This window comes from Streptomyces sp. NPDC054961 (genome assembly GCF_053609145.1).
Map to the genome: position 1 here is coordinate 237,732 of NZ_JBSGWY010000002.1, position 26,956 is coordinate 264,687.

General features: G+C 73.1%; 22 protein-coding genes. 12 read left to right on the plus strand and 10 right to left on the minus strand.

Going from position 1 to position 26,956, the window contains the following annotated elements; genetic code table 11:
- The first annotated feature begins 3 nt into the window (after positions 1-3).
- Positions 4-585: an HD domain-containing protein gene (locus ACWF9Z_RS03265; protein WP_453596907.1), complete on the plus strand. Its 582-nt coding sequence runs from the start codon at positions 4-6 to the stop codon at positions 583-585.
- A gap of 425 nt (positions 586-1,010) precedes the next feature.
- A complete protein-coding gene (locus tag ACWF9Z_RS03270) occupies positions 1,011-4,145 on the plus strand; it encodes a sacsin N-terminal ATP-binding-like domain-containing protein (RefSeq protein ID WP_453596909.1) in 3,135 nt (1,044 codons plus the stop codon).
- A gap of 115 nt (positions 4,146-4,260) precedes the next feature.
- Here the strand turns inward: ACWF9Z_RS03270 and ACWF9Z_RS03275 are convergent, their stop codons facing one another.
- Entirely contained in the window at positions 4,261-5,289 is a 1,029-nt protein-coding gene (locus tag ACWF9Z_RS03275; protein WP_453596911.1) for a DUF5937 family protein, read from the minus strand.
- A gap of 82 nt (positions 5,290-5,371) precedes the next feature.
- Here ACWF9Z_RS03275 and ACWF9Z_RS03280 point away from each other — a divergent pair, with 82 nt between their 5' ends.
- On the plus strand, positions 5,372-6,556 hold the full coding sequence (locus tag ACWF9Z_RS03280) for an MFS transporter (RefSeq protein ID WP_453596913.1): 1,185 nt from the start codon (positions 5,372-5,374) through the stop codon (positions 6,554-6,556).
- Between the two features lie 58 nt (positions 6,557-6,614).
- Here ACWF9Z_RS03280 and ACWF9Z_RS03285 read toward each other — a convergent pair whose 3' ends face one another.
- A complete protein-coding gene (locus ACWF9Z_RS03285; protein WP_453596915.1) occupies positions 6,615-9,092 on the minus strand; it encodes an HAD-IC family P-type ATPase in 2,478 nt (825 codons plus the stop codon).
- A 153-nt stretch (positions 9,093-9,245) separates the two neighbouring features.
- Positions 9,246-9,554, minus strand: coding sequence for a DUF2530 domain-containing protein (locus ACWF9Z_RS03290; RefSeq protein WP_453596917.1), 309 nt, complete (start codon positions 9,552-9,554; stop codon positions 9,246-9,248).
- 134 nt (positions 9,555-9,688) lie between these two features.
- Here ACWF9Z_RS03290 and ACWF9Z_RS03295 point away from each other — a divergent pair, with 134 nt between their 5' ends.
- Positions 9,689-11,095 carry an NCS2 family permease gene (locus ACWF9Z_RS03295; RefSeq protein ID WP_453596919.1) on the plus strand — a complete coding sequence of 469 codons (1,407 nt, stop codon included), beginning with the start codon at positions 9,689-9,691 and terminating at the stop codon, positions 11,093-11,095.
- A 63-nt stretch (positions 11,096-11,158) separates the two neighbouring features.
- Here the strand turns inward: ACWF9Z_RS03295 and ACWF9Z_RS03300 are convergent, their stop codons facing one another.
- Positions 11,159-11,341: a hypothetical protein gene (locus tag ACWF9Z_RS03300; RefSeq protein WP_030156886.1), complete on the minus strand. Its 183-nt coding sequence runs from the start codon at positions 11,339-11,341 to the stop codon at positions 11,159-11,161.
- A 120-nt stretch (positions 11,342-11,461) separates the two neighbouring features.
- On the opposite strand from ACWF9Z_RS03300, the gene ACWF9Z_RS03305 reads away from it, so the two are divergent.
- From ACWF9Z_RS03305 to thpR, 3 genes are all read left to right on the plus strand, one after another.
- Complete coding sequence (locus ACWF9Z_RS03305) at positions 11,462-11,899, plus strand: MarR family winged helix-turn-helix transcriptional regulator (protein ID WP_328299437.1); 438 nt, start codon at positions 11,462-11,464, stop codon at positions 11,897-11,899.
- A gap of 175 nt (positions 11,900-12,074) precedes the next feature.
- Complete coding sequence (locus ACWF9Z_RS03310) at positions 12,075-13,337, plus strand: MFS transporter (protein WP_453596922.1); 1,263 nt, start codon at positions 12,075-12,077, stop codon at positions 13,335-13,337.
- Positions 13,338-13,434: 97 nt separating this feature from the next.
- Positions 13,435-13,989 (plus strand): RNA 2',3'-cyclic phosphodiesterase, encoded by a 555-nt coding sequence (gene thpR / locus ACWF9Z_RS03315; RefSeq protein ID WP_453596924.1) that lies wholly within the window; start codon positions 13,435-13,437, stop codon positions 13,987-13,989.
- 196 nt (positions 13,990-14,185) lie between these two features.
- Here thpR and ACWF9Z_RS03320 read toward each other — a convergent pair whose 3' ends face one another.
- Both ACWF9Z_RS03320 and ACWF9Z_RS03325 read right to left on the minus strand, forming a co-directional pair.
- Positions 14,186-15,175, minus strand: coding sequence for an aldo/keto reductase (locus ACWF9Z_RS03320; RefSeq protein WP_453596926.1), 990 nt, complete (start codon positions 15,173-15,175; stop codon positions 14,186-14,188).
- Positions 15,176-15,284: 109 nt separating this feature from the next.
- Positions 15,285-15,977 (minus strand): GDSL-type esterase/lipase family protein, encoded by a 693-nt coding sequence (locus ACWF9Z_RS03325; RefSeq protein WP_453596927.1) that lies wholly within the window; start codon positions 15,975-15,977, stop codon positions 15,285-15,287.
- A gap of 76 nt (positions 15,978-16,053) precedes the next feature.
- On the opposite strand from ACWF9Z_RS03325, the gene ACWF9Z_RS03330 reads away from it, so the two are divergent.
- On the plus strand, positions 16,054-17,100 hold the full coding sequence (locus ACWF9Z_RS03330) for a WD40 repeat domain-containing protein (RefSeq protein WP_453596929.1): 1,047 nt from the start codon (positions 16,054-16,056) through the stop codon (positions 17,098-17,100).
- A 70-nt stretch (positions 17,101-17,170) separates the two neighbouring features.
- Here the strand turns inward: ACWF9Z_RS03330 and ACWF9Z_RS03335 are convergent, their stop codons facing one another.
- The 3 genes from ACWF9Z_RS03335 to ACWF9Z_RS03345 all read right to left on the minus strand — a co-directional run bounded on the left by ACWF9Z_RS03335 (position 17,171) and on the right by ACWF9Z_RS03345 (position 20,490).
- A complete protein-coding gene (locus tag ACWF9Z_RS03335; protein WP_453596931.1) occupies positions 17,171-18,682 on the minus strand; it encodes an SPFH domain-containing protein in 1,512 nt (503 codons plus the stop codon).
- A 138-nt stretch (positions 18,683-18,820) separates the two neighbouring features.
- Entirely contained in the window at positions 18,821-19,039 is a 219-nt protein-coding gene (locus ACWF9Z_RS03340) for a hypothetical protein (protein ID WP_356650561.1), read from the minus strand.
- A 56-nt stretch (positions 19,040-19,095) separates the two neighbouring features.
- On the minus strand, positions 19,096-20,490 hold the full coding sequence (locus ACWF9Z_RS03345; RefSeq protein WP_453596933.1) for a lipopolysaccharide biosynthesis protein: 1,395 nt from the start codon (positions 20,488-20,490) through the stop codon (positions 19,096-19,098).
- A gap of 249 nt (positions 20,491-20,739) precedes the next feature.
- Here ACWF9Z_RS03345 and ACWF9Z_RS03350 point away from each other — a divergent pair, with 249 nt between their 5' ends.
- From ACWF9Z_RS03350 to ACWF9Z_RS03360, 3 genes are all read left to right on the plus strand, one after another.
- The gene (locus ACWF9Z_RS03350) at positions 20,740-21,663 is read left to right on the plus strand and encodes a glycosyltransferase family 2 protein (protein WP_453596935.1); all 924 of its coding nucleotides are present in this window, start codon (positions 20,740-20,742) and stop codon (positions 21,661-21,663) included.
- Positions 21,664-21,780: 117 nt separating this feature from the next.
- Positions 21,781-22,734: an NAD-dependent epimerase/dehydratase family protein gene (locus ACWF9Z_RS03355; protein WP_453596937.1), complete on the plus strand. Its 954-nt coding sequence runs from the start codon at positions 21,781-21,783 to the stop codon at positions 22,732-22,734.
- Between the two features lie 132 nt (positions 22,735-22,866).
- On the plus strand, positions 22,867-24,162 hold the full coding sequence (locus ACWF9Z_RS03360; protein WP_453596939.1) for an acyltransferase family protein: 1,296 nt from the start codon (positions 22,867-22,869) through the stop codon (positions 24,160-24,162).
- A gap of 101 nt (positions 24,163-24,263) precedes the next feature.
- On the opposite strand, the gene ACWF9Z_RS03365 is transcribed toward ACWF9Z_RS03360, so the two are convergent.
- Positions 24,264-25,175: a DUF3027 domain-containing protein gene (locus ACWF9Z_RS03365; RefSeq protein ID WP_453596941.1), complete on the minus strand. Its 912-nt coding sequence runs from the start codon at positions 25,173-25,175 to the stop codon at positions 24,264-24,266.
- Between the two features lie 337 nt (positions 25,176-25,512).
- On the opposite strand from ACWF9Z_RS03365, the gene ACWF9Z_RS03370 reads away from it, so the two are divergent.
- A complete protein-coding gene (locus ACWF9Z_RS03370; RefSeq protein WP_453596943.1) occupies positions 25,513-26,883 on the plus strand; it encodes an MFS transporter in 1,371 nt (456 codons plus the stop codon).
- Positions 26,884-26,956: the final 73 nt, after the last annotated feature.

Below are 26,956 nucleotides of genomic sequence, written 5' to 3' on the forward strand. Positions count from 1 at the left end.
TACATGGCAGACGAGATGGCGAACGCCCAGGGCACGGCCGGATTCCTCTTCGAGATGGGGGTGCTGAAGAACGCGAAGCGGACGGGGTGGTGGTTCACCGGGAACAACAACCCGGAGTCCATCGCCGAGCACTCGTTCCGTGTCGGCATCGTCGGCGCCGTCCTGGCCATGATGGAGGGCGTGGACCCCGCCAAGGTCGCCCTGATGTGCCTCTTCCACGACACGCAGGAAACCCGGATCGGGGATATCCCGCACATCGGCCGCCGCTACATCGACGCCGCGTCGAACGAAAAGGTCACCGCGGACCAGGTCTCTGCCGCGCACCCCGCCGTGAAGGCCGGAGTACAGCGGGTCGTCGGCGAGTACGAGAACGGCGACACCCCAGAGGCGATCGTGGCCAAGGACGCCGACAAGCTCGAATGCCTGGTCCAAGCGGTTGAGTACCGCGCCCAGGGGTACAGCCTGGTGCAAGACTGGATCGACACCTCGTTGAACAGCCTCAAGACGGCGTCGGCGCAGGCCCTCGCCGAGGCCGCACTGACCATGTCACCGCTGGAATGGCGGAAGACCTTCCTGGGCGAGTAACAGAGCCCGGAAATGCAGAAGCCGTCCTTCGCCCAGGGCGAGGGGCTTGGAGGGGCTGGTACACAGTGGTCCTTGCGTTTTGGTTTCCACTCCCCGCACCGCCCCTGAGCCGGTCCTGAAGCAGTCCTAAAGAAGCCCGGCCCGGCCCGGCCCGGCGCGTGTGCCGGGCCCCGGGACCTTGGTCCCGAACATCGGGGCAAAGAGCCCGCAAACGGAAGATCTCAACCGGGTGCACCGCCTGCGGTTCTGTGCGTCGGGACCTTCGGCAGGGGCCTCCCCCGGGCGGGCACGGACCCACACCCCACCCGCCCGGCCCGTGAGACGCGGACCCGGCCCGTGGGGGCGGCCCGGCCCGCACGCGATACCTTCAGGACCTCCGCACCCGGCATTCGGCGAGCGCGGTACGGCAGCTTGGAGGCAGCGGCGTGAGCGTGCGAGTAACGGCGGCCCAGGGTGGCATCGACCCCTTCGGCACGGCCCGGCTGCGGCGCGGGGTGCTCGACGCGTGGGGCGCGGGCCCGGCCCGGTTCCGCGAGGACGCCAACGCCGAGGAGGACCTGGCGCTCGGCGGCTACCGCGACCGGCTCGTCGTCGAGCTCGCGCAGAACGCCGCCGACGCGGCCGCCCGCGCCGGCGTCCCCGGCCGGCTGCGGCTCACCCTGCATGCCGGCGGGGCCGGGGAGCACGCGCTGCTCGCCGTCGCCAACACCGGAGCCCCGCTGGACGCCACCGGCGTGGAGTCGCTCTCCACCCTGCGCGCCTCCGCCAAGCGCGACCACGACTCGGGCAGCGTCGGCCGCTTCGGCGTCGGCTTCGCCGCCGTCCTGGCCGTCTGCGACGAGCCCGCCGTCCTCGGCCGCCACGGCGGAGTCCGCTGGTCCCTGGCCGAGGCCCGGGAACTGGCCCGCGGCGCCGCCGTCGGCAGCCCCGGACTCGGCGACGAACTGCGCCGCCGCGACGGCCACGTCCCGCTGCTGCGCCTCCCGTTGCCCGCGGAGGGCACCGCCCCCGACGCGTACGACACCGTCGTGGTCCTCCCGCTGCGCGACGCCGCCGCCGAGGCCCTGGTCGAGCGGCTGCTCGCCGCCGTCGACGACGCCCTTCTGCTGACCCTGCCCGGACTGGCCGAGGTCGTCGTCGACACGCCGACCGGGGGCGTGCGGACGCTGACGCGCCACACCGAAGGCCCGTACACCGTCATCGCGGACTCCGCCTCGGACACCAAGCGCTGGCGCACCGTCCGCCACGGCGGCCCCATCGAGAAGGCGCTGCTCGCCGACCGCCCCGTCGAGGAACGGCTGCGGCCCGCCTGGGCGGTGTCCTGGTCCGTGCCCGTCGACGCCGAGGGCGCCCCCGTCCGCCCCGCCACCGCGGGCGTGGTGCACGCGCCGACCCCGACCGACGAGCCCCTGGGCATCCCCGCCCTGCTCATCGCGACCCTGCCGCTGGACACCGTCCGCCGGCATCCCGCGCCGGGACCCCTGACCGACTTCCTGGTGGAACGCGCGGCCGACGCCTACGCCGAACTGCTCGGATCCTGGGACCCGGTGAGCACCGCGCTCGTGGACCTCGTACCCGGACAGCTCGGCAAGGGCGAGCTCGACGGGGCCCTGCGCGGCGCCATCCTCGCCCGGCTGCCCCGTACGGCCTTCCTCGCTCCCGCGGCCCCGCCCGAGGAACCCGCGCCGGGCGAGCCCGAAGAGCGCGCCGCCCTGCGCCCGTTCGAGGCCGAGGTGGTCGAGGGCGCGGGCGCCGACACCGTACGGGTCCTCGCGGAGGTGCTCCCGACCCTGCTCCCGGCCGGGCTGGAGCGCCGCCCCGAGCTGCGCACCCTGGGCGTCGGCCGGCTGCCCCTGGGTGAGGCCATCGAGCGGATCGCGGGCATCGAGCGCACCCCCGACTGGTGGCACCGCCTCTACGACAGCCTCGCCGGCGTCGACCCGGACCGGCTCTCCGGCCTGCCGGTGCCGCTGGCCGACGGGCGCACCGCCATCGGCCCCCGGCACATCATGCTTCCCGGCCCGGACACCCCGGGGAGCCTGGCCCGGCTCGGCCTGAAGGTGGCCCACCCGGACGCGGTGCACCCGCTGCTGGAGAAGCTCGGCGCGCTCCCCGCGACCGCCCGCGCCGTCCTGACCACCCCGCAGGTGCGGGCGGCCGTCGCGGCCTCCCTGGACGCCGGGGAGATCTGGGACGAGGACGCGCCCGACCCCGACGAACTGGCCGACATCGTCCTCGGACTGGTGCGGGACGCCGAGCTGTCGCCCGGCGACGAGCCGTGGCTGGGCGCGCTCGCCCTGCCCGACGAGGACGGCGAGCCGACCCCGGCCGGCGAACTGCTGCTGCCCGGCTCCCCGCTCGCCTCCGTCATCCGCGAGGACGAGATCCCGTACGTGGACGCCGAGCTGGTGGCCCGCTGGGACGCGCGGACCCTTACGGCCGTCGGCGTCCTGGCCGGGTTCCAGCTGGTCCGCGCCACCGACGTGGTCCTGGACCCGGACGAAATGGAGCCCCGCGACGGGGACTTCGCCGAACCCGACGACGCCGGCCTGCTCGACGCGGTCGACGTGTGGTGCGAGGACGTGCTGGACCAGCTCCCCGACACCCCCGTCCCGCCCGTGGCCACCGAGCTGATCGCCGTACGGGACCTCGACCTGGTCGACGACGACTGCTGGCCGCAAGCCCTGGCCATGCTCGCCCAGCCCCCGCTGCGCGACGCCCTGACCCAGCCCGTGCGGATCCTGCTCCCGGACGGGACCACCCGCTCCGTGCGCCCGTACACCGCCTGGTGGCTGCGCGACCACCCGGTCCTCGACGGCCGCCGCCCGGCCGGCCTGCGCGCGGCGGGCGGCGATCCGCTGCTGGCGGGCCTCTACACCCCGGCGGACGCCACCGGCTTCGAGGACGAGCAGGTCCTGCGGGCCCTCGGCGTACGCACCTCCGTGGCCGCCCTGCTGGACGAACCCGGCGGCGCGGCCGAGCTCCTGGGCCGGCTCGCCGACCCGGACCGCGAGGTCGGCGGCCGCCAGCTGCACGCCCTGTACGGGGCGCTGGCCGATCTGGACCCCGAGCAGGTCACCCTGCCCGACGAGCTGCGCGCGGTGATCGACGGCGAGGTGGTCGTGGTGGACGCGGGGGACGCGGTGATCGCGGACGCTCCCGACCTGCTCCCCCTGACGGCGGGACTCCCGCTCCTGCCCGTGGCCCCTTCCCGGGCCGCCGACCTGGCCGAGCTGTTCCAGGTCCGCCGGCTCTCGGAGACGGTCCCGGCGGAGGTCACCACGGAGGGCGAGGAGCACGAGGTCCCCGAATCCGTCCTCCAGCTCCTCGGGCCGGCCACCCCGCTCCGCTACCTGGAGCACGAGGAACTGCTCGCGGGCGGCATCGAACTCGACTGGCGGCGCACCCCCGACGGCACCCTGCACGCCTCCACCCTGGAGGGCGTGGCCGCGGCCCTCGCCTGGTCGGCGGGCCAGTGGCCGCGCCGCTTCGAGGTGGCGGCCCTGCTGGAGGACCCGTCCCGCACGGCGGAACTGGCCCGGGACCGCTGGTTCGACTGAGCAACGCCTCCGGCGCCCGCCGCGGGCGCCGGAGACCCGGCCGCCGTGCTCCCCGGGCGGCCCGGTCCGGGGTGGTCAGGACCGGCCCGGGGTGGTCAGGACCGGCCCGGGGTGGTCAGGACCGGCCCGGCGGACGGATCGGCGACGGCCGGGAAGGACCGGCGCCCGCCGGTGTCAGCAGCGCGTCCGCGATGGCCGTGCGGGCGTACAGGACCGAGCGGCCCGCACGGTGGCCGGTGACCAGGCCCGCGTCGCGCAGCGCCGTGAGGTGCTGGGAGACCGCGGCGGCGGACAGGCCGGTGTGGAGGGCCAGTTGCGTGGTGGAGGCCGGGGTGTCCAGCTCGGCGAGGAGCAGGGTCCGGGAGCGGCCCAGTACGGCGGCGACCGCGTCGGAGGCCTTGGTGGACCGGGGCTCCCACAGGGTGCCGATGCCCCGCGCGGGATAGGCCAGTTGGGGCGGTTCGGGGGCCACCGACCGGGTCAGCACGCGGGGCCAGGCGAAGGCCGAGGGCACCAGGAGCAGTCCGGAACCGGCCTCGGCCCGGTTCAGCGAGCACTGCCGGCGGACCATGCGCAGGGTTCCGGCGTCCCAGCTGACGCTGGAGTGGAGTTCGTTCAGCACGTGCGCGGAGCCGTGCTCGGCGACCTGCCGGGCCCGGTGGAACACGTCCGCCTCGAGGACCTGGCTGATGCGCGGCCAGTAGGGCGCGAGCGCGAGTTCCCAGTACGTCTCGATCTCGGCGGTGACCTTCTCCAGCACGGCCCCGGGCTCCTCGTGGAGCAACCGCAGCCGCGGCGAGGGCGAGGACTTGAGCGCCAGGGTGGCGAGATCGGCGCGCACCTGCTCCGGGCTGCTGCGCCGGATCGCCGCCAGCTCGGCGGGGAGCTGCGGGAACGGCCCGGCGGGGGTCGGGTTGAGGAAGTCCGCGAGGTAGCCGTCGCCCGGGATCAGGGCGGCGAGCCAGCCCCGGTGCAGGCCCGCGCGCAACAGCCGGGGCCGCACCTGCGCGGCCCAGCGGCGGTGCAGCGGCGGCTCGGCCTCGTCCTTCAGCAGCCGGAAGCTGGTGACGACCTCCCACATCGGGGACACCGCGAAGCGGGTCTGCGCCAGGTCCGCGGCGGAGAACGTGAGTCCCGAGTCCATCTGCCAGCCCCCGTATGCCCGTTGGATTCGTCCTGAGCTTAATCAATACGGACCGCGGGTGGCCAGGGCGCAGGCTGCCCGCATGTTCTCCTCCTTCCGCGGTCTCCCGCCCACCGTGTGGACCCTCTTCGCCGGCACGGTCGTCAACCGGCTCGGGCACCTCGTCACCCCCTTCCTGGTCTTCCTGATGGCCGACCGGGGCATCACCGGATCCGACATCTCCTTCGTCCTGGGCGCCCTGGGCGCCGGAAACCTGCTCGGCCCGGCGCTCGGGGGGCTGCTCGCCGACCGGATCGGGCGCCGCCCGGCCATGCTGATCGGGCTCGTCGGCTCCGCCGTCGCGCAGGGAGCGCTGTTCCTGGCCCCCGGCGTGTGGACGATGGCCGCGGCGGCCCTGCTGCTCAGCGCGGCCGGGGCGACCGTCCCGCCCGCCGCTTACGCGCTGATGGCCGACGCGGTCGACACCGGCTGGCGCCAGCCCGCGTACGCGCTGTTCGGCTGGGGCGTCAACATCGGCACGGCCGTCGCCGGAGTGCTCGGCGGCTTCCTGGCCGCGCACGGGTACTGGCTGCTCTTCACCGTCGACGCCGGCACGGCCCTCGTCTACGCGGTCGTGGTCGCGACCCGGCTGCGCGAGCCCGCCCGCACCGCGCCGCGCGCGGGCACGGGCCTGGGCTACGGGGTCGTCCTGCGGGACCGGCTGCTGCTCGCCCTGCTCCCGCTGCTCGGGATCCAGCTGTTCGTCTACTCGCTGACCGAGGTCGCCCTGCCGCTGGCCGTCCGCGACAGCGGGTTCTCGCCGGCCGTGTACGGGTCCCTCGCGGCGGTCAACGCCGTGCTGGTGGTGGCGCTGCAGCCGTTCGTCACGGCCCGGCTCGCGGGACTGCCGCAGCTGCCGGTGCAGGCGGCCGGCAGCGCGCTGATCGCCGCCGGGGTGGCGCTGACCGGGCTCGCGGACTCCGTCACCGGGTACGTGGTCTCGGTGGCCGTCTGGTCGGCCGGCGAGGTGGCCGTGGCCGGCATCGCGGCCTCCGTGGTGGCCGACCTGGCCCCCGCCGACGCGCGCGGCCGCTACCAGGGCGCCTTCTCCTGGACCTGGGGAGTCGCCCGCTTCGCCGCGCTCACCCTGGGCGTCGCCCTCTACACCGGCCTGGGGGCGAGCACGCTGTGGTGGGGCGCCCTCGTCACCGGCCTGCTCGGCGCGGCGGGCACCCTGGCGCTGCGCACCCGGATCAGCGCCCGTACCGAGCACGCGCTGGCGGCCTGACGGCCCGCCGGGGAGACGGTCCGAGCGGCCGGTGGTGCGGGCCCCCGGGGGCCGGCTGCTACACCGGGAACTTGCGGCCCACCCAGCGGAAGGTGAACTCGATGAGCACGGCCGCGGCGGCGGCGATGCCCACGGCGGTCCACGGCATCACCGCGCCCTCCAGCTTGAGCTGGAAGAAGTCCTGCAGCCACGGCACGACCAGGACGATCAGGAAGGCCCCGCCCATCGCGCCGACCAGGCCGACCCGCCACCACGTGTACGGGCGGGCGATGATCGCCAGCACCCACATGGAGGTCAGGAACAGCGTGAGCGTCGCCGCGCTGGTCTCGGCCTGGAGGGCGTCCGGGCCGGTGTAGTGGTGCCGGGCGACCAGGTACGTCACGAAGGTGGCGACGGCGGCGATCACACCGCCGGGGATCGCGTACCGCATCACGCGTTTCACGAAGTGCGGCCTGGCCCGCTCCGTGTTCGGGGCCAGGGCCAGGAAGAAGGCCGGGATGCCGATGGTCAGCGTGGACAGCAGCGTGAGGTGGCGCGGCAGGAACGGGTACTCGACCTGGGAGCAGACGACCAGGACGGCCAGCAGCACCGAGTAGACCGTCTTCGTGAGGAAGAGCGTGGCGACGCGGGTGATGTTGCCGATGACGCGGCGGCCCTCGGCGACCACCGAGGGGAGGGTGGAGAAGCTGTTGTTCAGCAGCACGATCTGGGCCACGGCGCGGGTGGCCTCGGAGCCCGAGCCCATGCTCACGCCGATGTCGGCGTCCTTGAGCGCGAGCACGTCGTTGACCCCGTCGCCCGTCATCGCGACCGTGTGGCCCCCGGACTGGAGGGCGGCGACCATGTCCCGCTTCTGCTGCGGGGTGACGCGGCCGAAGACGGAGTTCTCGTCGAGGACCTTGGCCATGGCGGCCTGATCGGTGGGGAGCGAGCGGGCGTCGACGGTGTTCTGCGCGCCCGGCAGCCCGAGCTTGCCGGCGACCGCGCCGACGGAGACCGCGTTGTCGCCGGAGATGACCTTCGCCTTGACGTCCTGGTCCGCGAAGTAGCGCAGCGTGTCGGCGGCGTCGGGGCGCAGCCGCTGCTCCAGGACGACCAGGGCGGTCGGTCTCACCCCGGCGGCCACGGCCGCGTCGTCGAGTTCGCGGGCCGCCCTGCCCAGCAGGAGGACCCGCAGGCCCCGCTCGTTGAGTTCGTCGATCTCCTCCAGGGCCGGGTCCCCGGCCGGGAGCAGCACGTCGGGGGCGCCGAGCAGCCAGGTGTTGTTCTCGCCGTCGCCCTCGCTGAAGCTGGCGCCGCTGTACTTGCGGGCGGAGGAGAAGGGCAGCGATTCGGTGCAGCGCCACTCGGCGCTGTCGGGGTAGGCGTCGATGATCGCCTGGAGGCTGGCGTTGGGGCGGGGGTCGGATTCGCCGAGGGCACCGAGCACCTTCTCGACGTACGCGGCGTCCGCGCCGCCGAGCGGGCGGCACTCGGTGACGTCCATGCCGCCCTCGGTGAGGGTGCCCGTCTTGTCGAGGCAGACGATGTCGACGCGGGCGAGGCCCTCGATGGCGGGCAGCTCCTGGACCAGGCACTGTTTGCGGCCCAGCCGGATGACTCCGATGGCGAAGGCGACGGAGGTGAGGAGGACGAGGCCTTCGGGGATCATCGGGACGATGCCGCCGACGGTCCGGGCGACGGCGTCCTTGAAGTTGTTGTCCTTGACGATCAGCTGGCTGACGATGAGGCCGATGGAGGTCGGGATCATCATCCAGGTGACGTACTTGAGGATGGTGGAGATGCCGGAGCGCAGCTCGGACTGGACGAGCGTGAAGCGGGAGGCCTCTTCGGCCAGCTGGGCGGCGTAGGCCTCGCGTCCGACCTTGGTGGCGGTGAAGGCGCCGCCGCCCGCGACGACGAACGAACCGGACATGACCGGGTCGCCGGGCTTCTTCAGGACGGGGTCGGCCTCGCCGGTCAGGAGGGACTCGTCGATCTCCAGGCCGTCGGCCTCGCCGACGACACCGTCGACGACGACCTTGTCGCCGGGGCCCAGCTCGATGACGTCGTCGAGGACGATCTCGGAGGTGGAGATCTCGGCGGCCCTGGCGTCGCGGCGGACGCTGGGTTTGGCCTCGCCGATGACGGCGAGGCCGTCGAGGGTCTTCTTGGCCCGCATCTCCTGGATGATGCCGATGCCGGTGTTCGCGATGATCACGAATCCGAAGAGGCTGTCCTGGATCGGTGCGACGAGGAGCATGATCACCCAGAGCACGCCGATGATCGCGTTGAACCGGGTGAAGACGTTGCCGCGGACGATCTCGGTGGTGGAGCGGCTGCTGCGGACGGGGACGTCGTTGACGTCGCCGCGCGCGACGCGCTCGGCGACTTCGGCGGTGGTCAGCCCGGCGGGCTTGAACCGTGGTGCGGGTGGTTTGACCGGGTGGACGGGATCGAGCTCGGCGCCCGCGTCGATCGCGGTCCCGGCGGTCACGCCGCCGCCACCGGGGCCCGGCTCCGGTCCCTCTGCTTCGATCCTCGCCCGCTGCGTCATGCTTTCGACGGTAAAGGGCGATTCAACGGTTCACCCGCCGAGAGGCCCGAAGATCCGACTTCGGGATGAGCCGGATCCTCCCCTGGTAGCCCCCGGGGTCCGACGGGCCCCAGCCGGTCGGCCGGTCCGGCCGGTCCGGCCGGGGCAGTACACCTAGCCCGCCTGGGGCGCCGTACCCGCCGGCCCGTCCTCGCCCCGCGCGGCCGACTCGGCCGCGGCGGCGGCGTGGCGCTTGAGGGCGGCGTCGCGGCCCCGCACGTACCAGAGGCCGATCAGGCCGAGGACGCCGCCGGCCGCGCAGGTCCAGACCCACCACAGCAGGTCCCGGTCGGCGAACCACCCGTAGAAGGGGAGCTGGACGACGAAGAGGGCGAACCACAGGATCGTGCCGCCCAGGACGGTCCCGACGACCGGGCCCTCAAGGGGCTCGGGGGCCTCGTGCTGCGCAGTCCATTTCGCCATGGGGACCAGTCTAGGCCGCCCGGCCCAAGGTCTACGCGCGGAGATAGACGACGCTTCGTTCATGTGTTCATACTGAAACGGTTTGCGAATGGCCCATTTTCGCCGTATGAACCACCAATGAGGACCAGGACCGTATGAGCACGTCGGCCCCCGTGGACCGCTATTTCAAGATCTCCGAGCGCGGCTCGACCATCGGCCGCGAGGTCCGCGGCGGCTTTGCCACGTTCTTCGCGATGGCCTACATCATCGTGCTGAACCCGATCATCCTGGGCAGCGCGAAGGACATGTACGGGCACCAGCTCGACGGCGGCCAGCTCGTGACCGCCACCGTCCTGACGGCCGCCTTCTCCACCCTCCTCATGGGGGTCATCGGCAACGTCCCGATCGCGCTGGCGGCCGGCCTCGGCGTCAACACCGTGGTCGCCCTCCAGCTCGCCCCGCGCATGAGCTGGCCCGACGCCATGGGCATGGTGGTCCTGGCCGGCTTCGTGGTGATGCTGCTGGTCGCCACCGGCCTGCGCGAGCGGGTCATGAACGCCGTCCCGCTCAGCCTGCGCAAGGGCATCGCGATCGGCATCGGCCTGTTCATCATGCTGATCGGCCTGGTCGACTCGGGCTTCGTCACCCGCGTGCCCGACCTCGCGCACACCACGGTCCCGCTCCAGCTCGGCAGCAACGGACACCTGCACGGCTGGCCCGTACTGATCTTCGTGATCGGCGTGCTGCTGACGCTGACGCTGATCATCCGCAAGACCCCCGGCGCGATCCTGATCTCCATCGTGGTCATGACCCTCGCCGCCGTCGCCGTGCAGCTGATCGTCGGGCTCCCCGACGCGGCCTGGGGCCTGACCGTCCCGGAATGGCCGGGCAATCCGGTGGCCGCCCCCGACTTCGGGCTCGTCGGTCAGGTCAGCCTGTTCGGCGGCTTCGGCAAGGTCGGGATGCTGACCGGCATCCTCTTCGTCTTCACCGTGCTGCTGTCCTGCTTCTTCGACGCCATGGGCACCATCCTCGGCGTCGGCGACGAGGCCAAGCTGACCAGGCCGGACGGCACCTTCCCGGGGATCAACCGGGTCCTGTTCGTCGACGGCCTGGCCGTCGCCTCGGGCGGCGCGACCTCGTCCTCGGCCACCACCTGCTTCGTGGAATCCACGGCGGGCGTCGGCGAGGGCGCCCGGACGGGCCTGGCGAACATCGTGACCGGCGGCCTCTTCGCCGTGTCGCTGTTCCTCACCCCGCTCGCCACGATGGTCCCCTCGCAGGCCGCCACCCCCGCCCTCGTCGCGGTCGGCTTCCTGATCCTGGCCGGTTCGGTCAGGGACATCGACTGGGACGACTTCACCATCGCCGTGCCGGCCTTCCTGGCCATGGTGATGATGCCCTTCACCTACTCGATCACCAACGGCATCGGCATCGGCTTCGTGACCTTCGCCGTCCTGCGGCTGGCGACCGGCCGGGGCCGCGAGGTCCCGACCGCCATGTACATCGTGTCGGCGGTGTTCGTCTTCTACTACGCGATGCCGGCGCTCGGCCTCGCCTAGGCCACAGGCCCACGGATCCCACGGGTCCCACGGACCTCACGAGCCTCACCGGCCTCGCGGGCCTCACGTGAGCCCGTAGAACTTCTCCGTCTCGTCGACGGCCGCCTTGAAGCGTTCGTCGAAGTCGTCGCGAATGAGCGTCCGGACCACATAGTCCTGGACGCTCATTCCGCGTTTGGCTGCATGAGTCCGGAGCCTGTCGAGGAGCTCCCCGTCTATGCGCATGCTCAGCACATGTGTCCCCATGCCGAAAGAGTCGGGGCACGGGGCGGGGACGCGTGTCACTTTCCGGAACCGACTCACCCGTACGAGTGACACGAGATACCTGGTGTTCCTTAGGTAGAGTAATGAGTTACTCTAAAGAACATGCATGACCTTTCCCATGGCGACGACGCCGCCGCCGTGAACGACCTCCGCTCCGCCGTCATGCGGCTGGGCCGGCGCCTCAAGCACCAGCGCGTCGACGAATCGCTGAGCCCCACCGAGATGTCGGTGCTCGGCACGCTCGCCCGCTGCGGCCAGGCCACCCCCGGTGAGCTGGCCCGACGCGAGCACGTACAGCCGCCGTCGATGACCCGCATCGTGGCGCTGCTGGAGGCCAAGGGACTGGTCACGCTGGAGCCGCACCCCGACGACCGCCGCCAGAAGGTGGTCCGCCAGACCGAGGAGGCCGAAGCGATGCTCGAAGAGAGCCGTCGCAAGCGCAACGCCTTCCTGGCCGGGCTCGCGGCCGGGCTCACCGAGGACGAATGGGCCAAGCTCCGCGAGGCCGCGCCCGTCCTGGACAAGCTCGCGCACCTATAGGAACGACACCAGGAGGCGACCCTTTTTGAGTACGGGACCCGGAGCAGACTCCGCCCCCGGCCATACATCCACCACTACGCGCGCCGCCGGGCGCGCCGCGGGCGCGAACGCCGAGAAAGCGCGGAACGCGCGCAAGGCACCGAACCCGCGGAAGCCCCGGAACCCGAAGAACTCGATGTTCAGCTCGCTGAAGATCCGGAACTACCGGCTCTTCGCCACGGGTCAGGTCGTCTCGAACACCGGCACCTGGATGCAGCGCATCGCCCAGGACTGGCTGGTCCTCTCCCTGACCGGCTCCGCCTCGGCCGTCGGCATCACCATCGCGCTGCAGTTCCTGCCGATGCTGCTCTTCGGCCTCTACGGAGGCGTACTCGCCGACCGGCTCCCGAAGCGCCAGCTGCTCCTCTGCACCCAGACCGCGTTGGGCCTCACCGGCATCGCGCTCGCCGTCCTCACCCTCGCCGGCCACGTACAGGTCTGGCACGTCTACCTCGCCGCCTTCCTGCTCGGCCTGGTCACCGTCGTGGACAACCCGGCCCGGCAGACCTTCGTCCCCGAGATGGTCGGCAAGGACCAGGTGGCCAACGCGGTCAGCCTGAACTCCGCCAACTTCCAGTCCGCGCGGCTGGTCGGCCCGGCGATCGCCGGCGTCCTGATCACCGCCGTCGGCTCCGGCTGGGCCTTCCTGCTGAACGGCCTGTCCTTCGCGGCCCCGATCGTGGGCCTGCTGCTGATGCGCACGGACGAGCTGCACCCGGTCGAGGTCCAGCCGCGCGCCAAGGGCCAGTTGCGGGAAGGCCTGCGCTACGTCGCCGGCCGGCCCGAGCTGATCTGGCCGATCGCGCTCGTCGGATTCATCGGCACCTTCGGCTTCAACTTCCCGATCTGGCTGTCGGCGTTCGTCAGCGAGGTGTTCCACGGGGACGCGGGCACGTACGGACTGTTCAACACGCTCATCGCGGCGGGCTCCCTCGCCGGGGCGCTGCTCGCGGCCCGGCGGGGCCTGTCCCGGCTGCGGCTGCTGGTCGCGGCGGCGGTGATCTTCTCCGTGCTGCTCCTGGTGGCCGCCTTCGCACCCGGCTTCTGGCTGTTCGCGGCGCTGCTCGTGCCGATCGGCGTGTTCGGCCTGACGGTCAACGTCACGGCGAACTCCAGCGTGCAGATGGCCACGGACCCGGAGATGCGGGGCCGGGTGATGGCCCTGTTCATGATGGTCTTCACCGGCGGCACCCCGATCGGCGCGCCCCTGGTCGGCTGGGTCACGGACACCTACGGCGCGCGGATCGGCATGGCAGCGGGCGGAGCGGTCTCGCTGGCCGCGGCCCTGGCGATCGGCCTCGTGCTCTCCCGCGTGGGCAACCTCCGCCTCAGCGTGAACCGCCACGGCGTCACCTTCGTCCCGGCCCCGCGCGCCCGCGAGCTGGTCACGGCGGCGTAGGGCCACCCGGCCCCGGCCCCGCCCTCCAGGGGCTCGGGGCGCGGGGGCGCGGGCCGGCCCCGGTGCCGCACCCGGACCGCGTCGCTACGCTCGGCCCATGAGACTGTTCGCCGCCGTCCTGCCGCCCGCGACCGCCGTCGCCGAACTGGCCGAAGCCGTGCGTCCCCTGCGCGACGACCACCTGCGCTGGACCGCGGAGGCGGGCTGGCACTTCACGCTCGCCTTCATGGGCGAGGTCGAGGAGCGCCTGCTCCCCGAGCTGCACGCGCGGCTCGCCCGCGCGGCGGCCCGCACCGAGTGCTTCGCGCTGCGCCTGCACGGCGCCGGCCACTTCGGCCACCGCTCCCTGTGGGTCGGCGGCGCCGGGGACCTCGACGCGCTGCGGATGCTCGCCGAGCGGGCCGACGCCGCCGCACGCCGGGCCGGGGTGGCGATGGACCAGCACCACCGGTACACGCCCCACCTCACCCTCGGCCGGCTGCGCGACGAGTCGGCCGACGTGCGTCCGTACGTCGAGCGGCTCGCCCCCTTCGAGGGCACCCCCTGGCGGGTCTCCACCCTCAGCCTGGTCCGCAGCAACCTGCCCGTCGGCGGAGTACCCGGCGAGCAGCCCCGCTACGAGACCGTCGGTGCCTGGCCGCTCTCCGGCTGAGGGCCGCGGAGCGTCCGGCACGGGCCCTGCGTCCACGGCGCCGCGACAGCCGCGTTAGTCTCGACGGGTGGATCCAAAGACCAGAAACCGCGTGATGGCCGGTGTGCTCGTCCTGATGTTCGTCGTCGTGGCCGTGGCGGCCGCGGTCGGGCAGTAGCGGCAGCCGAAGGGCCGCCGCACCCGCCCGCCCCCGCACCTACCAGGCGAACGCCTCCGGCGCCGCTCCCGGCCCCGCGAAGATCTCGTCGAGTCCGGCCAGCACCTCCTCCGAGAGCTCCAGCTCCACCGCCCGCAGCGCGGACGCGAGCTGCTCCGCCGTCCGCGGCCCGACGATCGGCCCCGTGACCCCGGGACGGGTCAGCAGCCAGGCCAGGGCGACCTCGCCGGGCTCCAGGCCGTGCTTGTCCAGCAGATCCTCGTACGCCTGCACCTGCGCCCGGACGGAACTGTTGGCGAGCGCGTCCGCCGAGCGGCCCGTGGCCGAGCGCCCGGACTGCGCCGACTTGCGGATCGCCCCGCCCAGCAGGCCGCCGTGCAGCGGGGACCACGGGATCACGCCGAGCCCGTACGCCTCGGCGGCCGGGATGACCTCCATCTCCGCGCGCCGCTCGGCCAGGTTGTAGAGGCACTGCTCGCTGACGAGGCCGAGCCGCCCGTTGCGCGCCGCGGTCTCGTTGGCCTGGGCGATCTTCCAGCCGGGGAAGTTCGAGGAACCCGCGTAGAGGATCTTGCCCTGCTGGATCAGGACCTCGACGGCCTGCCAGATCTCCTCGAAGGGGGTCAGCCGGTCCACGTGGTGGAACTGGTAGAGGTCGATGTAGTCCGTGTTCAGCCGCTTCAGGCTGGCGTCGACGGCCCGCCGGATGTTCAGCGCCGACAGGCGGTCGTAGTTGGGCCACGGCTCGCCCTCGGCGGCCATGCTCCCGTAGACCTTGGTGGCGAGGACCGTCTTCTCCCGGCGCCCGCCGCCCTGGGCGAACCAGGTGCCGAGGATCTCCTCGGTACGGCCCTTGTTCTCACCCCATCCGTAGACGTTGGCGGTGTCGACGAAGTTGATACCGGCGTCGAGGGCCGCGTCCATGAGGGCGTGGCTTTCGGGCTCTCCCGTCTGGGGGCCGAAGTTCATGGTGCCGAGGACCAGTCGGCTGACCTTGAGACCGGTGCGTCCGAGCTGTGTGTACTTCATGGGGCACTAGCCAACTGCTTGGAGTGGACTCGAAGCAAGACCCGTCCGTGCGGGGCGTAGGCGTGCCCCGCCGCGCGTCGCGCCCGGGCGGTCGGGCCGGCAAGGCCGGTCAGGCGTCCTCGCGGGGCCGGTAGGGGGCGCCGATGCCCCACGCCTGGTGCAGCACCGCCGCGAACTCGCCCGCCAGGCGGTGTTCGCCCGAGGCGTTGGGGTGGGTGCCGTCGTAGGTGTCGTGGTGGATCTCGTACGAGGCCGGTCGCGCGGCCAGCAGGATCGGCGAGGCGGCGGTCGACAGGTCGGCGACCGCCTTGGCGAGCAGCTCGTTGAACCGCTCGACCTCCGCCGCGAAGGGCGCGTCGTCCTGGGCCCGGACGTTGGGGATGACCGGCAGCAGGACCATCCGTATCGCGGGGCGGGCGGCGCGGGCCTCGGCGACGAACAGGCGGACGTTGGCGGCGGTGGCCTCGGCGTCGGTGTAGAAGCCGAGGTCTATGAGCCCGAGGGAGACGAGCAGGACGTCGGCCCCGCCGGAGCGGGCGGCGGGCCCGATGAGCGGGGCCATGTGCTGCCAGCCCTCGCCCCAGCCGGCCAGGTGGCGGCGGGCCTGCTCCGGGAAGCCGGGGTCGGCGTACGCGTGGCTGGCCGGCACGTCCGTGGAGGTGTCGTACAGCTCGCTGCGCGGGCCGACGATCTCGTACGGGCCGCCGAAGGTGTCGTTGAGGTGCTGCCACATCCGGTAGCGCCACGTGTAGTCGCCGGCGCGTCCGATGGTCATGGAATCACCGACAAACATGAAACGCATCCGGTCATCATCGCGGATCACGCGACCGGCGCCCCTGTGATGCCGGACACGCGGGGCGGGCTGGCAGGCTAGGGGGATGCGCCCGCACCTGCTGTCGTCGACCGCCTTCTGTGCCCTGGCCGTTCTGGCCGTGACGGCCGGACCCGCCGCCGCGGCCGTCGCCTCCGTCACCGCCGTCGCCTCCGTCGCCGCCCCGAGTCCCGCCCCGTCCGGGTTCACCCTCACCGACCCCCGGATCAAGGAGTCGAGCGGGCTCGCGGCCAGCCGGGTCCACCCGGGCGTCTACTGGACCCACAACGACAGCGACGACGGGCCGTACGTGTACGCCGTGGATTCCGCGACCGGCAAGACGGTCGCCCGGATCACGATGACGGGCGTCGGCAAGCCCCGGGACATCGAGGCGATCTCGCTGGGACCCGACGGGCAGCTGTACGTCGGCGACATCGGGGACAACCTGGGCGGTTCCTGGGACCACGTGTGGATCTACCGCTTCCCCGAGCCGAAGACGCTCGGCGACGCCACGGTCAAGGCCGAGCAGTTCACGGTGAAGTACGCGGACGGGCCGCGGAACGCGGAGGCGCTGATGGTGCATCCGGTGACCGGGCGGGTGTACATCGCGAGCAAGGACGAGCGGGCGGGCGGCCTCTACGAGGGACCGGAGGCACTGTCCGCGTCCGGCACGAACACCTTCCGGCGGATCGGGGACGTCCCGTGGGTCACGGACGGGGCCTTCTCCCCGGACGGGGGGCGGCTCGCGCTGCGCGGGTACCTGTGGGCCAAGACGTACCCGTGGAAGGACGGCCGGCCGGCCGGGGACGGGGAGCAGGTGGCCGCGCCGTGGCAGGGGCAGGCGGAGTCCGTGACGTACACGGCGGACGGGAAGGCGCTGATGTTCGGGGCGGAGGGCGCGAACAGCCGCGTCGTGGCGGTCCCGGTGACCGCGCCCGCGTCGGCGGCGTCCCCGGCCCCCGCCTCTCCGGGAGCCGCCCCGGGCCCCGGTGCGGCCACCCCGCCGTCCGCCGAGGGCGGCACCTTCACGAAGGGCGCGTTCGTCCTGGTGGCGGCCACGGTCCTGACCCTGGCGGCGAAGCGGATCCTGCGCCGCCGCCCGCCGAAGAGGTGACCGGCGGCCCGTCCCCCACCCGGGCCGGCCGGGCCGGGTGGAGTGGGGGACGGGCCGGGCGGGGGACGGGCTACGCCTCCTGGATCGGGATCTGGTGGGACATCGGGTGGGCCGTCGGGTGGGCCGTCCCGGCCGGGGCTCCGTTCGCCGGGGCGGCCGCGGGCGCGGCGGCCGGCGCGGCCGCCGGGGGCGGGGACATCGACGACAGGAGCTGGCGGGCCAGGCCCAGGCCGGTGCCGCCCATGGTCAGGGCCTTCGCGAACATGTCCGACATGCCCTCCGCGCCGTTCAGCAGGATCATGTGCTCCACGTTGCCGAAGGCCCCGGCGCCCGCTTCCACGATCGCCGGCCAGTTCTCGGCCAGCTGCTGAGCGACCACCGCTTCCTGGTTCTCGGCCAGCGCGGAGGCCCGCGCCTTGATGGCCTCCGCCTCCGCGAGGCCCTTCGCCTTCGCCGACGCCGCCTCCGCGAGGCCCTTGGCCTGCGTCGCCGCCGCCTCGGCCTCACCGGTCGCCCGGGTGGCCGTCGCGGTCGCCAGACCCCGTGCCTCCGTCGCCTTCGCCTCGGCCCCGGCCGCCGTCGTCACCCGGGTGGCTTCCGCGGCCGCCGCGAGCTCGGTCTCCCTCGCCCGGGCCTGCGCCGCCGAGATGCGGGCGTCGCGGTCCGCCTCGGCCCGGGTCCTGACCTCGTACGCCGCCGCGTCCGCGGGCTTGCGCACGTCCGCCTGGAGCTGCTGCTCGCGCCGGTGCGCCTCGAGCTCCGCGACCCGGGTCTCCTGGACCACGACCTCCTGGCGCGCCGCCGCCTCCGAGAGCGGGCCCGCCTGCCGGGCGGTCGCCGCCGCCTTGTCCCGCTCGGCCTGGTAGCCGGCCTGGAGGATCTCGCTGTCCCGCGTCGCCTCCGACATCCGCGCGAAGGCGGCCTGTTCGGCCTCCGTCGCCCGCAGGTTGGCGTCGGCCTGCGCGATCCGCGCGTCCCGCTGCACCGCGGCCGCGTGCGGCATCGCCAGGTTCTTGATGTAGCCCGTGGGGTCCTCGATCTCGTGGATCTGGAGCGAGTCCACGATCAGCCCGAGCTTCTCCATCTCCGTGCCGCAGGCCGCCCGGGTCTGACCGGTCAGCTTCTCGCGGTCACGGATCATGTCCTCGACCGTCAGCCCGCCCACGATGGAGCGCAGGTGGCCCGCGAAGACGATGTGCACCCGCTCGGGCATCATCTTCTGCTGGTCCAGGAAGCGGCGGGCCGCGTTGGCGATGGACACGAAGTCGTCGCCGATCTTGAAGATGACCACGCCCTTGACCCGCAGGGGGATGCCCTGGTGGGTCACGCAGTCCACGTTCAGCTGGGTCTCGTTGAGGTCCAGCGACAGCTTCCGCACGGCCTGCACCCCGGGCACCACGAGCGTTCCGCGCCCGGTGACGATGCGGAAGCCCATGCCTTCCCCGATGCCCTCGGTCTTGTGCGCGGAGCCGGAGATGACCAGCGCCTCGTTGGGCTCGGCGACCCGCCACATGAGCTTGAACAGGCCGATCACGACCACGATCGCGCCGACGACGACGCCCGCCAGTACGCCGATAGGCATCGGCAACTCCCCCCGTTCCACGGCGGCGTCCGCCACCGAGAAGGCGAGTCTGCGCCCGCGCGGGAGCCGCGTGAAGACGGCGGCGCATTCTTGTCGCCATCTTGATACGCGGAGGTCGGGGCGGGTGCGCCGACGGCGTCAGTCCCCGTACGCGGCCATCACGTACACCGTGCGCGGCGGCAGGTACTCGACCACCGTGACCACCGTCCCGACCGCCAGCTTCCCCGTCCCCGGCGCCGGGTACGCGAGGAAGTGCTCGGCCCCGCCCCGGATCCGCACGATGACCTCGCCCACCAGCCCCGGCCCGACCGTTCCGGTGACCCGGCCGTCCAGTCCCACCATGTCCGCTTCCCCCATGGGCCGAGGGTACGCCGCCACGGGCGCGGCGGGGCGGGCCCGGGCGGGCCCGCGGCTCAGGCCGTGGTGGCGGTCCGCTCGGCGGCCTCGGACGCCGCGGACGGCTCGGCCTGCCCGGGGCGCACCCGCAGGAAGGTCAGCCAGAGCGCGGCCGCCATGACGAGCACGGCGGAGAGCGCGCCGAGGGCGTACGCGAGGCAGACGCGGGTGGCGACCTCGCCCGGCAGGAGGGTCGCGCCGAGCACGACCAGGGTGGCCACGGCCCAGCCGACCAGCTGGAGCCGGTGCTTGTGCAGGACCATCAGGGCCTGTCCGAGGACCATGGCCAGCATGTAGAAGAGGGTTCCGGCGGACATGAAGAAGAATTCCGCGCGGCCGAGCACGTCGTCGGCGTTGAAGAGCACGTGGATCAGCCACGGCCCGAGCAGCGTGGCGGGCACGCCTCCGCACACGCCGAGGCCGGTGACCACCAGGCAGGTGCGGCCGAGCAGCTTGGAGAAGCCCGCCCGGTCCCCCGCCGCGGCGGCCGAGGACAGCCCGGACAGCAGGGAGGCCTGGAGCGAGCCGAAGACGAAGAGCGGCACGCGGGCCAGCACGATCGCGTTGAGCAGCCCGGCGACCAGCGCGCCGTCGGTCGGCGCCAGCAGCTTGGAGCTGACCACGGCGGCGTTGACGACGACCTGCGCCAGCAGGGTCGACACGATGAGCGGGCCGAGCCCGCCCAGCAGCGCGGACCAGCCGTCCGCGGGGCCGCCCCGGGTGATGCCGCGCAGCACGGGGCGCGCGGTGGCGAGGACCGAGACGAGCGGCGCCACCGTGAGGATCAGCGCGAAGGCCAGGGGCGAGCTGACCCCGCCGAGCGCGAAGGCCGCGGCGAGGGCGATCCGCAGGCCGCCGTCGACGGCCAGCTGGAGTCCGTACGGGCCGAAACGGCCCAGGCCCGCCAGGACGCCCCGGGTCACGTTCGTGACCGCCATGGCGGCGAAGGACAGCCCCAGCGCCGCGACCATGTCGAGCCGGCCGTTGAAGAACGTGTCGGCGAGCGGCCGGGCGGCGAGCGCCACCCCCGCCGCGAGCAGGGCGATCAGGCCCAGGCTGAGCACGGTGATCCGGTGCAGGACCCGGGACATGCCCTCGCCGCGGACCTCGTGGGCCGCGACGATCCGGGTGAGCTCCTGCTCGACCGGGAAGAACAGTCCGAGGCCGACCGACATCAGGATCGTCCACAGCACGGAGAAGGAGGCCGCGTCCGTGGTGGACAGGCTGTGGCCGGCCGCCATGAGGTGGATGTACGAGGCGGCGCCGATGACGATGGTGCCGCCGATGACCAGCTGGGTGCCCGGCGGCAGGGACGTGAGCACGCGGGCCAGCGGTGACCGCGACCCGCTCGCCTCGGCGCCCTCCTCGGCGCCCGCGGCGGCGCTCGCCTCGGCGCCCTCCGTACTCACCACACCCACAGCTGCTCCCCGGGACCGGAACCGGACGCGCCGGTTACCGTGATCTGAGCCACAGGGTCCGCCGGAGCATGAGGACAACCGGCGCCACAGGTGGCGAGTACGCACATAGTCTTCTCAGCGTACTGCCCGGTCGGGAGCCCTCGTCCCCGGACCGGACGCCGTCCGGCGGCCCGGCCGGGCCCGTCTCCCCGCCCCGGACCGGGGGTTACCCTCCCCGATGCCATGCACCGTATGGTGAAACCCATGTCCGAAACCCCCGGTGCGCCGTCCGCGACCACTCTCGACATCATGCTGCCGTACTACGGCGACGTCGCCCTGATGCAGGCCGCGGTGCACAGCATCCTGGCCCAGAGCGACCCGAACTGGCGCCTGACCGTGGTGGACGACGGCAAGGAGCCGGACGTACCCGGCTGGTTCGCCGCCCTCGGCGACCCGCGCGTCTCGTACCAGCGCAACGAGCAGAACCTCGGCGTCACCGGCAACTACCGCAAGTGCATCGGCCTGGTCCGGGAAGAGCACTTCGTCATGATGGGCACCGACGACATCATGCTGCCGGAGTACGTCGCCACGGTGCGCGCCCTGATCGCGGAGCACCCGGGCATCGGCATGATCCAGCCCGGCGTCCAGGTCATCGACGGCGACGGCAAGCCCACCGACGGGCTCGTCGACCAGTCCAAGCGCCTGCTGTACACGCCCAAGGTGCGCGGCCGGCTGCTGATGGAGGGCGAGCGGCTCGCCGTCAGCCTGCTGCGCGGCAACTGGCTGTACTTCCCCGCCATGTGCTGGCGCACCGACGCGGTCCGCAAGGCCGGCCTGCGCGACAACCTCGAGGTCACCCAGGACCTGGCGCTGGAGATCGACCTCGTCCAGGCCGGCGAGCAGATGCTCGTCACCGACACGGTGTGCTTCCAGTACCGCCGGCACGCGGTCAGCATCTCCTCCCAGCAGGCCTTCACCGGAAAGCGCTTCGCCGAGGCCAACCGCTTCTTCATGGAGGTCGCGGACCGGCTGGACGCGCAGGGCTGGACGAAGGCCGCCAAGGCCTCCCGGCTGCACCTGTCCTCCCGGATCCACGCGCTGACCATGGTCCCGGGCGCGCTGAAGAACAAGCAGAGCGAGGGCACCCGCACCCTGCTCCGGCACGCCGTCGGCGCCGACCACCGATAGCACCGCGGCGCGGCCGTACCGCCCGCGGCCGCACGCGGCGCCCCCCGGCCCCTCGACCACCCAGCGAAGGGCCCGCCACCACCCACCGTCCCCCACTCGACCGCCCGGAGCCCGCCCATGCACGACACCAGCCCTTCTCTGCCCCGTGTAGCAGTCCTCGGCGGCACCGGCTTCATAGGCCGGGCGATCTGCGCCACGCTCGCCGAGCGCGGTCACGGTCTGCTCGCCATCGCGCGCAAGGCGCCCGCCGTCCCGCTGCCCGGCGCGTTCGCCCGCCTCGACCTCACCGTCGACCCGCCGGCCGACCTGGCCGCGCTGCTCACGGAGCACCGGATCGACGTGGTGGTCAACGCGGCGGGCGGCATGTGGGGCCTGACGGACGAGCAGATGGTCGGCGCCAACGTCGGCATGGTCGCCCGCCTGCTCGAAGCGCTGGGGACGATGGCGCAGCCGCCCCGGCTGGTCCACCTCGGCAGCGTGCACGAGTACGGCCTCTGCCCGATCGGCGTCTCCCTCGCCGAGGACTCCGTGCCCCGGCCGCCGATGGTCTACGGGCAGCTGAAGCTGCGCGCCACCGCGATGATCGCGGACGCCGTCCGCGAGGACGGCCTGGACGCCATCGTGCTGCGCCTGGGCAATGTCGTCGGCGCCGGCCAGCCCTCGCACAGCCTGCTGGGCGTCATGGCCGGCAAGCTGGCCGAGGCCCGGTCCGCCGGGACCGTCGCGGAGCTGGCGCTCGCGCCGCTGACCGCCCAGCGCGACTTCGTGGACCTCCAGGACAGCGTCGACGCCATCATGGCCGCGCTCGCCCCGGTGCCCGCGCCCCCGGTCCTCAACGTGGGCCTGGGCCGGGCCAGCTCGGCCCGTGAGCTGGTCGAGCTGCTGATCGAGGAGAGCGGCGTACCGACGAACGTCACCGAGGTTCCCGCGCCGGACGGCACCGGCCCGGAGACCGAGTGGCAGCAGCTCGACATCACCGCCATCAAGCAGGCCCTGGTCTGGAAGCCGGACCGCACCCTGCGCGAGGCGGTCGCCGCCCTCTGGGCCGCCGAGGTCACCGCCCGAAGCTGACCGCTCCGACCCGAGCACGTGCTCCGAGGGCCTCACCGGCCCGGCCGCCCGTCGGTACGATCCGGTGAGGTCCTCGACCCGTTGCCGGGCGAGCTCCCCCGGAACCCCCTTCCCAGGAAGCCTGAACCCCCTATGTCCCGCAACAGACGAGTCCTGCCCGGCCATCGCGGAACGCTCGCCGAGGTCTACTCCTCACGGGCCAACAGCTTCGGCGTGCTGCGGCTGCTCCTCGCTTCGTCGGTCGTGCTCTCGCACGTCTACCCCCTCGGCTGGGGCCCGCTCGACCCGCTGTGGCGCTACAGCGGCCAGCAGACCGACGTCGGCAAGATGGCCGTGGTCGGCTTCTTCGTCCTCTCCGGCTTCATGATCACGGGCAGTGGGGCCCGGATCACCGCCGGGCGCTTCGCCTGGCACCGCGCGCTGCGCATCCTGCCGGGCCTGTGGGGCTCGCTGCTGCTCTCCGCGCTCGTCATCATCCCGGCGCTCTACTACTGGCTCCACGGCAGCCTGAACGGCTACTGGAACCACCCGCAGGGTCCCCTCGGGTACCTCTCCGGCACCTGGACCACCGCGATCAGCAACGGCTGGGACATATCCGGGGTGATCGCCGAGGGCAAGGCCCGCGGCACCAACTTCGACGGGGGCATCAACGGCGCCCTGTGGTCGCTGAAGTACGAGATCCTCTGCTACGTCATGGTCGGCATACTCGGCGCCTCCGGAGTCCTGCAGCGGGCCCGCAAGTTTCTTCCGCTGGCGGTCGTGGCCCTCGGCCTGGTGATCCTGAACGACTGGATCGAATCCCCCAAGTGGCGGGGCATCCCCGGCGACCTCGGCTCCGCCGTGTCGGTCCCGGCGCTCGGCGCCATGAGCGTGCACTCCCTGATCGTGCTGGTCTTCGCCTTCCTCCTCGGCGGCACCTTCCAGCTCTACCGCGACCGGCTGCCGGTCAACGACCTGCTGGCGCTGGGCTCCGTCGTGGTGCTCGCCGCCTCGCTGGTCTTCGGCGGGTTCTTCGTCTTCGGGTACCCGACCTTCGCCTACCTGCTGATCTGGCTCGCGGTCAGGCTGCCCAAGCCGTTCCAGAAGATCGGGCGCAAGCGCGACTTCTCGTACGGCATCTACATCTACGGGTTCACCGTGGAGCAGTCGCTGGCCATGCTGGGCTACGCGAAGTACGGCAAGCCCGTGTTCCTGCTGCTGGCGATGGCCGGCACGGTGGTCCTGGCCGCGCTGTCCTGGTACCTGATCGAGTCCCCGGCCATGAAGCTGAAGAACTGGACCCCCGGTTTCCTGCGCAAGCGGCGCGAGGCCGCGGCGCGGGCCGCTGTCGCGGCGACCGGGACGGACCCGGCCCCCGCCGGCCGGCCCGGCACGCAGCAGCCGGATCCGGAGCAGCGGCCCCAGGAAACCTCCGGGGTATCGGCCTGACACCCGGCCCCTGCCCCTGACCGGCAGGGAAGAAGGGCCCGGACCTCCGTGGAGGTCCGGGCCCTTCGCCATGCCGGTCAGCCGGTCAGCCGTTCAGCCGGTCAGGAGTGGCCGAGGTCCGCCAGGACCTCTTCGTCCGCCGCGGGGACCGAGCCCGAGTCGGGGGCCGGGCGCAGGGGGAACTCGTCCGCGGCCATGGAGTCGAGCACCGGCGGCGCGGGCCGCGGGGGCTTCGGCATGACGGCGGCCTCCGAGTGGCCGCCGCATCCGTAGGACAGGGAGACCAGGCGGCCGTCGGCCGGTCCGAACTCGTTCGCGCAGATACCGAACGCCTGGCCCAGGGAGCCGCCGATCGCGACGAGGAAGCCGCAGGACACGCACGACGCGGGGGCCGCCTGCGCCATCGGGGTCTTCGCGCCGAAGGACTCGTCCCAGCGGTCGGCCGCGCTGTGCAGGCCGTAGCGGGACAGGACGCGCGCACGGCGCATGCCGAGTTCTTCGGCCACCGAGGTGATGGAGCCGCGTACCGGGACGATCGCGCGGTCCGTGACGTCGGCGTCCTCCGCCTCGACGAGCTCGGCCATCTCCGAGGAGACCACCGAGTTCGGCGGCGGCGCGTCCTCGCCCGACCAGCCCTGCTCCAGCCGCAGGTCCTCGGCGTCCGTGGGGAGCAGGTCCCCGGGGCCCATGTCCCCCGGACGCAGCCGCTCGCTCCACGGCACCCACTCGGGGGCCAGCAGGGCGTCGTCGCCCGGAAGCAGCACCGTTTCGTCGAGCGTGACGTTCTTCGCACGGGACGCGCGGGTCACCGTCACGGCCCAGCGCCAGCCCCGGTAGGCCGGGTCCTTGCACTCGAAGAAGTGCGTGACGACCCTGTCACCCTCCGATACGGCGGCGAGGTGTGCGCCCACCACTCCGGGGGCGGCGGCTTCCTCAGCCGACGCGCGGGCGAGGTCTACCGCCTCGACGCACAGGCGGTCGGGGGTACGGCTTCGCGTCGTCGCAGCACTCACAGGTCTCGTTCTCTCCTACGCCGTCTCACGAGTGCGCCGTCCGTACTTGTCGTCCACAACGACCCGTCGGCTGTCCCTACGTAGCGCGGGCGGAGCGGACCAGAGGGCCGCGTCGACGTCCGCGCCCGATCGGGTTCCAGGGCGCACCTACCTGCGATCCATTTTGCAGGATCGCTAAGAGGCGCGCGGCCAGGAGCAGCCGCCGGTGGCGCGCTACGCACGCTACCCCCTCCGGCGCCTTCGTCCCACATGCAAGGTCCGATTCGCGGACAACCCCACTACCGGCCATCTCCGCCCGACGCGCCGGGACGGGTTTCAACGGGCCGATTGGGGCACTATGGGCGACGTGGCACCCGCACGGTCGTCCGACGACGGCTCGGGACCGGCCAGGCGGGCCGGCCGGGCCGTCGGGCGTGCCCTGCACCTGCCCTTCACCGGTACGGCGCGCGGGATCCGGCGGGCCACGCACGCGCACGGGGCCGGCGAATCGGGTCTCGGCAAGCTGATCGAACTGCACGCGATCAACGGCGCGGGCGATGTGATGATCACCGTCGCGCTCGCCTCCACCGTCTTCTTCTCCGTCCCCACGGACGAGGCACGCGGCCGGGTGGCCCTGTACCTCGCCATCACCATGGCCCCCTTCACCGTCCTGGCCCCGGTGATCGGCCCGCTGCTGGACCGCCTGCCGCACGGGCGGCGCGCCGCGATGGCGGGCGCGATGCTGGCACGGGCGCTGCTGGCGGTGATGATGTCGGGCGCGGTGGCCACCGGCGGCCTGGAGCTGTACCCGGCCGCGCTCGGGGTCCTCGTCGCCTCCAAGGCCTACGGCGTCGTACGCAGCGCCGTGGTGCCCCGGCTCCTCCCACCCAACTTCTCGCTGGTCAAGGCGAACTCCCGGGTCACGCTGGCCGGCCTGCTGGCCACGGGCGCGGCGGCACCCGTAGCCGCCGGCCTGCACGCGATCGGACCGCCGTGGCCGCTCTACGGGGCGTGCGTGATCTTCATCTGGGGAACCTTCGCGGCGTTCACCCTTCCGCACAAGGTGGACGAGGCGAAGGGCGAGCGGCGGGCGCGCCTGTCCACGCACGAGGCGCATTCGAAGCGGCCGGGGCTGCGGACGGTCAGCCGGCCGGTGCTGTGCGGGCTGCTGGCGAACGCGGCGATGCGCGCGCTGTCGGGGTTCCTGATCTTCTTCCTGGCGTTCCTGCTGCGCGAACACCCGCTCGCGGGACAGAGCGCGGCGGTCTCGCTGGGCATCGTCGGGGTCTCGGCGGGCGTGGGGAACGCCTGCGGGACGGCGGCGGGCGCGTGGCTGCGGGCGCGCGCGCCCGAGGTGATCATCGCCGCGGTGCTGTGCCTGACCCTCGCCGTCGCGATCGTCGCGGCGGTCTTCTTCAGCGGGGTCCTCGTGGCCGTGCTCGGCGCGACGGCCGGTTTCTGCCAGGCCCTCGCCAAGCTCTCGCTGGACGCGATGATCCAGCGCGACGTCCCGGAGGCCGTCCGCACGTCGGCCTTCGCCCGCTCGGAGACGCTGCTCCAGGTGGCGTGGGTCCTGGGCGGCGCGATCGGCATCGCCCTGCCCCTGAACGGCGCCCTCGGCATGGCCGTGGCCGCCGCGATCGTGGCCCTGGGCACGGTGATGGCCCTGCGCGGGGTCCTCACCCACCCCAGCGACACCCGTACGCCGTCCCGCCCACGGGTGGCGTAACCCCGCCTCGCGCCCCCTGCGAGGCCGTCCCGCGGCCGGATCGGAAATCCCGGCCGCCCGGTGGAAGCCACAC

Coding starts and splice junctions, on each gene's coding strand:
- ACWF9Z_RS03340 (WP_356650561.1), bottom strand. CDS start 19,039: ATGGGGGAAGCGGACATGGTGGGACTGGACGGCCGGGTCACCGGAACG.
- ACWF9Z_RS03290 (WP_453596917.1), bottom strand. CDS start 9,554: ATGGCGAAATGGACTGCGCAGCACGAGGCCCCCGAGCCCCTTGAGGGC.
- ACWF9Z_RS03310 (WP_453596922.1), top strand. CDS start 12,075: ATGTTCAGCTCGCTGAAGATCCGGAACTACCGGCTCTTCGCCACGGGT.
- ACWF9Z_RS03305 (WP_328299437.1), top strand. CDS start 11,462: ATGCATGACCTTTCCCATGGCGACGACGCCGCCGCCGTGAACGACCTC.
- ACWF9Z_RS03280 (WP_453596913.1), top strand. CDS start 5,372: ATGTTCTCCTCCTTCCGCGGTCTCCCGCCCACCGTGTGGACCCTCTTC.
- ACWF9Z_RS03295 (WP_453596919.1), top strand. CDS start 9,689: ATGAGCACGTCGGCCCCCGTGGACCGCTATTTCAAGATCTCCGAGCGC.
- ACWF9Z_RS03300 (WP_030156886.1), bottom strand. CDS start 11,341: ATGGGGACACATGTGCTGAGCATGCGCATAGACGGGGAGCTCCTCGAC.
- ACWF9Z_RS03355 (WP_453596937.1), top strand. CDS start 21,781: ATGCACGACACCAGCCCTTCTCTGCCCCGTGTAGCAGTCCTCGGCGGC.
- ACWF9Z_RS03325 (WP_453596927.1), bottom strand. CDS start 15,977: ATGCGTTTCATGTTTGTCGGTGATTCCATGACCATCGGACGCGCCGGC.
- ACWF9Z_RS03275 (WP_453596911.1), bottom strand. CDS start 5,289: ATGGACTCGGGACTCACGTTCTCCGCCGCGGACCTGGCGCAGACCCGC.
- ACWF9Z_RS03265 (WP_453596907.1), top strand. CDS start 4: ATGGCAGACGAGATGGCGAACGCCCAGGGCACGGCCGGATTCCTCTTC.
- ACWF9Z_RS03285 (WP_453596915.1), bottom strand. CDS start 9,092: ATGACGCAGCGGGCGAGGATCGAAGCAGAGGGACCGGAGCCGGGCCCC.
- ACWF9Z_RS03360 (WP_453596939.1), top strand. CDS start 22,867: ATGTCCCGCAACAGACGAGTCCTGCCCGGCCATCGCGGAACGCTCGCC.
- thpR (WP_453596924.1), top strand. CDS start 13,435: ATGAGACTGTTCGCCGCCGTCCTGCCGCCCGCGACCGCCGTCGCCGAA.
- ACWF9Z_RS03350 (WP_453596935.1), top strand. CDS start 20,740: ATGTCCGAAACCCCCGGTGCGCCGTCCGCGACCACTCTCGACATCATG.
- ACWF9Z_RS03370 (WP_453596943.1), top strand. CDS start 25,513: ATGGGCGACGTGGCACCCGCACGGTCGTCCGACGACGGCTCGGGACCG.
- ACWF9Z_RS03330 (WP_453596929.1), top strand. CDS start 16,054: ATGCGCCCGCACCTGCTGTCGTCGACCGCCTTCTGTGCCCTGGCCGTT.
- ACWF9Z_RS03335 (WP_453596931.1), bottom strand. CDS start 18,682: ATGCCTATCGGCGTACTGGCGGGCGTCGTCGTCGGCGCGATCGTGGTC.
- ACWF9Z_RS03320 (WP_453596926.1), bottom strand. CDS start 15,175: ATGAAGTACACACAGCTCGGACGCACCGGTCTCAAGGTCAGCCGACTG.